General features: G+C 66.5%; 4 protein-coding genes. 1 reads left to right on the forward strand and 3 read right to left on the reverse strand.

The annotated features are described in order from the left end of the window. From ACYP5B_RS47400 to ACYP5B_RS47410, 3 genes are all read right to left on the reverse strand, one after another. Positions 1 to 1,311, reverse strand: a 1,311-nt coding sequence (locus ACYP5B_RS47400) for an efflux transporter outer membrane subunit (protein ID WP_459574298.1), incomplete at its 3' end; no start/stop codon positions are given. A gap of 2 nt (positions 1,312 to 1,313) precedes the next feature. Next, a complete protein-coding gene (locus tag ACYP5B_RS47405; RefSeq protein ID WP_459574346.1) occupies positions 1,314 to 2,879 on the reverse strand; it encodes a DHA2 family efflux MFS transporter permease subunit in 1,566 nt (521 codons plus the stop codon). A 55-nt stretch (positions 2,880 to 2,934) separates the two neighbouring features. Further along, complete coding sequence (locus ACYP5B_RS47410; protein WP_459574299.1) at positions 2,935 to 4,092, reverse strand: HlyD family secretion protein; 1,158 nt, start codon at positions 4,090 to 4,092, stop codon at positions 2,935 to 2,937. A 105-nt stretch (positions 4,093 to 4,197) separates the two neighbouring features. On the opposite strand from ACYP5B_RS47410, the gene ACYP5B_RS47415 reads away from it, so the two are divergent. Then, complete coding sequence (locus ACYP5B_RS47415) at positions 4,198 to 4,923, forward strand: CerR family C-terminal domain-containing protein (RefSeq protein ID WP_459574301.1); 726 nt, start codon at positions 4,198 to 4,200, stop codon at positions 4,921 to 4,923. Positions 4,924 to 5,592 lie beyond the last annotated feature (669 nt).

The following is a 5,592-nucleotide window of genomic DNA, read 5'->3' on the forward strand; positions in this document are numbered from 1 at the left end:
CTGGGTCAGCACGGAGGCCCGCTCGGCAGACGCCTCCACCCGGCGCAGCAGGACCACGTTCTCGCGCTGGTGCCCGTAGCGGGACAAGGCCACATCGGCATCGCGCAGCGCCTTCAGGACCACGCTCTCATACTTTGCCTCGGCATTGTCCCGTCCCGCCCGCGCACCGTCCACGCTGGCGGCAACCCGGCCGAAATCCAGCGCATTCCACTGCAACCGCGGCAAGGCGAGCCAGGTGGCGTTGTCCTTGCGGACCAGGTGGCCAGGATCCATCGCGCTGTAGCCGAGGGAGCCGAACAGCGACAGCTTGGGGAACCAGTCAGCCTTGTGCGCGCCGATCTGCGCGTTCTGCGAGGCCAGGGTGCGCTCCGCCGCGCGGATGTCCGGCCGCGCCTTGAGCAAGGCAGCGGGGTTGCCGACGGACACCGTGGCCGGCAACGTGGGCAGTGGCCGTTGCGGGCCGAGCTCGCCATCCAATGCGCCGGGGGCCCGGCCCGTGAGCACGGCGAGTTCATCGAACGACGCCGTGATCCGCGCCTCGATGGGCGCGATCTGCGAGCGTGTACCCTCCACCTGGGTCAGCAGCCGCTCCACTTCCAGCTCCGATGCCACCCCGCGCTCGCGTCGTTGCTGCGTCAGTTCCAACATGTCGGCTTCCAGCTTTTCCGAAGCGCGCAGGTGCGTCAGGCGCAACTGCTGCTCACGCAGGCCGACGTAGGCTTGCGCGACCTCGGCCGCCAGTTGCACATGGGCGTCTGCAAGCTGTTCGGCGCAAGCGTCCGCCTGCGCCGAGGCCGCCTCGATGGCACGCCGCGTCCCGCCGAAGAGATCAATCTCCCAGCTCGCGTCGAAGTTGGCCAGATAGAGCGCCAGCGGTCCGCGGCCGCCCGACGACGAACCGCCGGAGAGCGAAGACAAATCCGGCGAGCGCGTGCGCAGCATGGCCGCGTTGGCGCCCACCTTCGGGAGCGCGTCGGCTTGCTGCCCGCGCAGGCCGGCGCGGGCCTGGCTCACGCTGGCCCGCGCCGCACGAATGTCCGGGCTATGCGCCAGTGCGGTTTCTATCAACGCATCCAGTTGGGGATCGCCCAGCGCACGCCACCACGTTGCGACGCGCGGCACCGCCGGCTCGGTACTTCGTGGGGCATGGGGAAACGCCGCAGCACGCATTGCGTCGGCCGCGACTTCGGGCGCGCCGTGGTAGTCCGGCCCGACCGCGCAGCCGGTCATGGCAAACGCCAGCGCGGCACTGAGGCAGACCGCGCAGAGCCGGCCCGGGAGCGGCAGCGCATTGGATGGGATGTCGAGCATGATCAATGACCGGAGGACACCGGCGTGCCGGCACCCGGTTGCTTGAGAAGGAGGGCCAGCGGCACGCATAGCAGCAGCGCGATGCCCAGCACAAAGAAAGTCTCGGAAAAGGTGATGACGGCCGCTTGCCTGGCAATCTCCCCTGCCATTTGCGCCAAGGCCTGGAGCTTTGCGTGCGCCATATCGCCATGCTGGGCAAAGAAGCCCGCCGCGCTGGACGAGATGTGCTCCTGCCCGATCGCGCTGTTGGCGCTCACCGATTCACGGATCACGGCGTCGTGATACGTATTGCGGCGATCGATCAGCGTGCCAAGCAGCGCGAGCCCGACCGAGCCGCCCAGGTTGCGGGCCATGTTGTACAGGCCAGCCGCGTCTCCCGCTTCATGGGTGGCGACAGCCGCCATCGATGCCTGGTTGAGCGGCATCATCGCCAGGATCTGGCCAAAGCCGCGCAGGATCTGCGAGCCGATGAAGTCGTGCCCGACGCTTTGCGTCGTGAGCGAGATGTCCAGCATGCAGCTGCCGAAGAAACACAACAGCCCCGTGATCACGAGCCAACGACTATCGAACTTGCCAAGCATGCGGGGCAGGATCGGCATCATCAGGAATGCCGGAAGTCCGGAGAGCAGCATGATCGAGCCCGCCTGCTGCGCGTTGTATCCGGCGATGGTGGCGAGGAACTGCGGCAACAGGTAGGACACGCCGTAGAGCCCGGCGCCGACCGTCGAAACAATCAGGATGACGCTGGCGAAGTTCTTGTTGAGCAGCAGCCGCAGCCGTACGATCGGGGTCTTCGCCGTGAACTGGCCAACGACCATCATCAGGATGCCGGCCGCGGAGATGAGCGATAGCCATGTGATCATCGGCGACTCAAGCCAGCGCTCGCGCTGCCCCTCCTCCAGCACCACCGTGAGCGAACTCAGGCCGATGGCCAGCCCCGCGATGCCAAGCCAGTCCGCCTTGACGAACGCCTGCAGGCTCGCGCGCTCCGGCTTCAGGCCGAGATAGAGCAGCGCCACCAGCGCCACCGAGATCGGCAGGTTCAGGAAAAAGCACCAGCGCCAGTCCGCGTTCTCGGTCAGCCAGCCGCCAACCACCGGGCCGAGCAATGGGCCGAGCAGGACGATCAGCCCGAACGCCGACATGCCGATCGGCATCTGGTGCCTGGGCAAGCGCGTGCGGATGATGGTCTGCGCGGTCGGGATCATGGCGCCGCCGGCGAAGCCCTGGCCGATGCGCCCGACGACCATCCCGGCCAGGCTGTGCGATAGCCCGCACATCATCGAGAAGGCGGTAAAGAGGATCGCGTTCCACATCAGGAAGCGCCGCAGCCCGAACACGCGCGTGAGCCACGCGGCGAGCGGGATGATGACGATCTCCGACATCAGGTAGCCCGTGGAGATCCACGTGCCTTCCGTACCCGCGGCACCGATCTGGCCCTGGATCTGCGGCAACGCCGAGTTGGTGATCGAGATATCCAGCGTGGCGAGCAGCGCGCCAAGCGAGCCGGCCGCGACGGCGATCCAGTCGGCGGTGGAGGCGTTGGAGACGTGGGAGGCATTCGGCACTGCTGGCGCGGATGCCGGGTTGCCCCCGGAAACGCCGGCACCGGACCGCAGCGCCTTAGCCACGCGCGACCCCGGCCGGAGCCCGTGCTTGCGTGAATGCCGCGTGGCGCGTATCGACCTCGACCGTCACCGACAGCCCCGGCACCAAGGCCCTGCGCGCCTCGCCCGAGACATCCAGGTGAATACGCACCGGCACGCGCTGCACGATTTTGGTGAAATTGCCCGTGGCGTTCTGGGCGGGCAGCAGGGCGAACTGGGAACCCGTGCCAGGCGACAGGCTTTCGACGGTGCCGTGCAGATCGGTATCCGGCAGTGCGTCGACATGGATCGTCACGGGCTGGCCCGGGAGCATGTGGCCGACCTGCGTTTCCTTGAAGTTGGCGGTCAGGTAGAGGTCCTGAAGCGGCACGATCGTGAGCAGGCGCGTGCCCGGCTGCGCGAACTGCCCGACCCGCACGGCGCGATCCGCGACGCGCCCGGCCAGGGTGCTGCGCACGAACGTATCCTGCAGGTCGAGCTGAGCGCGGCGCGCGCTCGCCTCGGCCACCGCCAGTTGCGCGCGTGCCTGCCGCAGCTTCGCCTGCAGCGTGAGCGTCTGGCTCTGGGCCGCGCGCAGGGCAGCCTCGTTGGCTTGCTGCGTGGTGGCGGCACGTGTCTGCGCGTTGCGCAGCTCAGCGGTGCGCTCCTCCGTCTCGGCGCCCGATTTGACCAGCGGCGCATAGCGATCCACCTGCGATGTCGCGTAGCGCACATTAGCCCGCGCCCCGTCGAGTTCGGCCCTGGCCTGCGCGATATTTGCCTGTTGCTGCGCAAGATCCGCCTCGCTGCGCGCCACGTCGGCCTGGCGCGAGGCAACGGTCGCGGTCGCCTCGTCCAGCGCTGCCTGGTACTGACGGCTATCAAGCCTTGCCAGCGCCTGCCCGACGACGACCGTCTGGTCATCGCGCACCAGGACTTCAGCCACATAGCCGCTCACCTTCGGCGCCACCGTCACGCTGTCGGCCTGCAGGTAGGCGTCATCGGTGGTTTCAATGAAGCGGCCCACCGTCCACCAATGCCCGCCCCAGACCGCCGCCCCCACAAGCACGATGCCAGCCATGGCCAGCAGCACCGTGCGGCGGCGATTGCGCACCGCAGGCTTGACTGGGGCTGACGTGGCTTCGCCTCGCAACAGAGGGTCGGCGGGCGAATCGGCGGGCGCAGCGGTAGACATTGGGGCTCCAAATTATTCCAAGCGGCATAATTATTCCAGTTGGAACAATTGTGTCAAGTGATATATTTCTCCCCTGGCACGATCTCAAGGATGGCGACGACACCCATGGCACGACACCGACCGGCTGCCGAAGGCGGCTACCAGCGCGGCGAGGAAACGCGCCTGCGCATCGTCGAGGCGGCGCTGAGACTCTTCGGGGAACGGGGGTTCGAGGGGGCGTCGACGCGCGACATTGCGAAAGAGGCCGGCGTCAATGCGCCCGCGCTGCAGTACTACTTCGACAACAAGGAAGGGGTCTACATTGCCTGCGTGGAGCATTTCGTCGCACGCGTGTGGGAGCACCTGGCCGCGCCGGTGAGCGCGGCAGAGGCGACATTGGCCAGCCCCAACGCCGACGACTCGGATTTGATTGAGACCTACCTGGCGCTCCAGGGCAGCTTCGTCTCGTTCCTCAACGATTCACCCGAGGCGCGCGACTGGCAGCTCTTCATGGCGCGCGAACGCGCGGGCCTCGGTCCACCGGCTGCGTTCGCGGTGATCGATGAACGCCTCAACCGCCGCTTGTTCCCCGTGACCGCGTCGATCATCGGCCGGCTGACCGGACGCAAGCCGACCGATGAAGTGACCAGGATCCGGACCATCGCGATCGACAGCCAGGTTGCCACGTTCCGCATGCTGCGCCGGCACGTGCTCAGCGCACTGGAATGGGAAACGATAGGGCCGGAACAGATGGCCCAGCTCAGGGCCGTGATACTCGAGCAGACCAGGATGCTGCTGCTGGCCCTCGTCGCTGCGCGCGACGCCGCGCAGCAAGGCGCCGGCCGCGGCTAGGATCCCGTTGCGCTGATTTGTTCGCAAAGTCTGTTGAGGTTGGCGGGGATTGAATCGGCGGCGGTTGCAGTTTTGGTTTGGCATAGTGGCCCGCTGACGCGGGAGTCGCCCTTGTGGGCGGGATTTTCGCTCTTCTAGCTGCTGATGCAGAATAGCGTGAGTGGGCGATGTTTTAGCGCTTCTAGCTGCTGTCGCGGCTGTACGGTGTTGGCCGTTTTAGAACGTGTGAGATGTCACTTTTCTTTACTCGAAAGAAAAGTAACCAAAAGAAAGCGATCCTTGCAGGAGGCTGGCGTGGCGTCATTGGGAATCCCAATGGTTTCGTCGTACGGCCCCGGGTTTTAATGGACTCGTGCCGTTACCGGTTTGAATGGCCACGATACTGCGGATGACGCTGGTTTCGTGGTGAGGCCCCCGGTAGCGGCATCCCTGCTCATTCACCCATCTGCCGGTACCGGTGCGAAGCACCACGATATATCACGCCGTGATGGTTTCGTGGTGGGGTGGGCGCGGTGGTGATGCCATCGGATCTATTCCTCGGTGCCACCGCGCCCACGACGAAAACGAGACGCATGCAACTTCGTGGCCGCCCGCGCCGCGAGCGACAGACGGCTTGAAATTCGTGGTGGTGGCTACCGGTGGGGGCCACCATGAAACCCTGGGCATTGG

It is taken from the genome of Cupriavidus sp. 8B (assembly GCF_054589115.1).

Bases quoted from the DNA above. Each gene is read 5' to 3' on its own strand.
- ACYP5B_RS47410 (WP_459574299.1), bottom strand. From the start codon at position 4,092: ATGTCTACCGCTGCGCCCGCCGATTCGCCCGCCGACCCTCTGTTGCGA.
- ACYP5B_RS47415 (WP_459574301.1), top strand. From the start codon at position 4,198: ATGGCACGACACCGACCGGCTGCCGAAGGCGGCTACCAGCGCGGCGAG.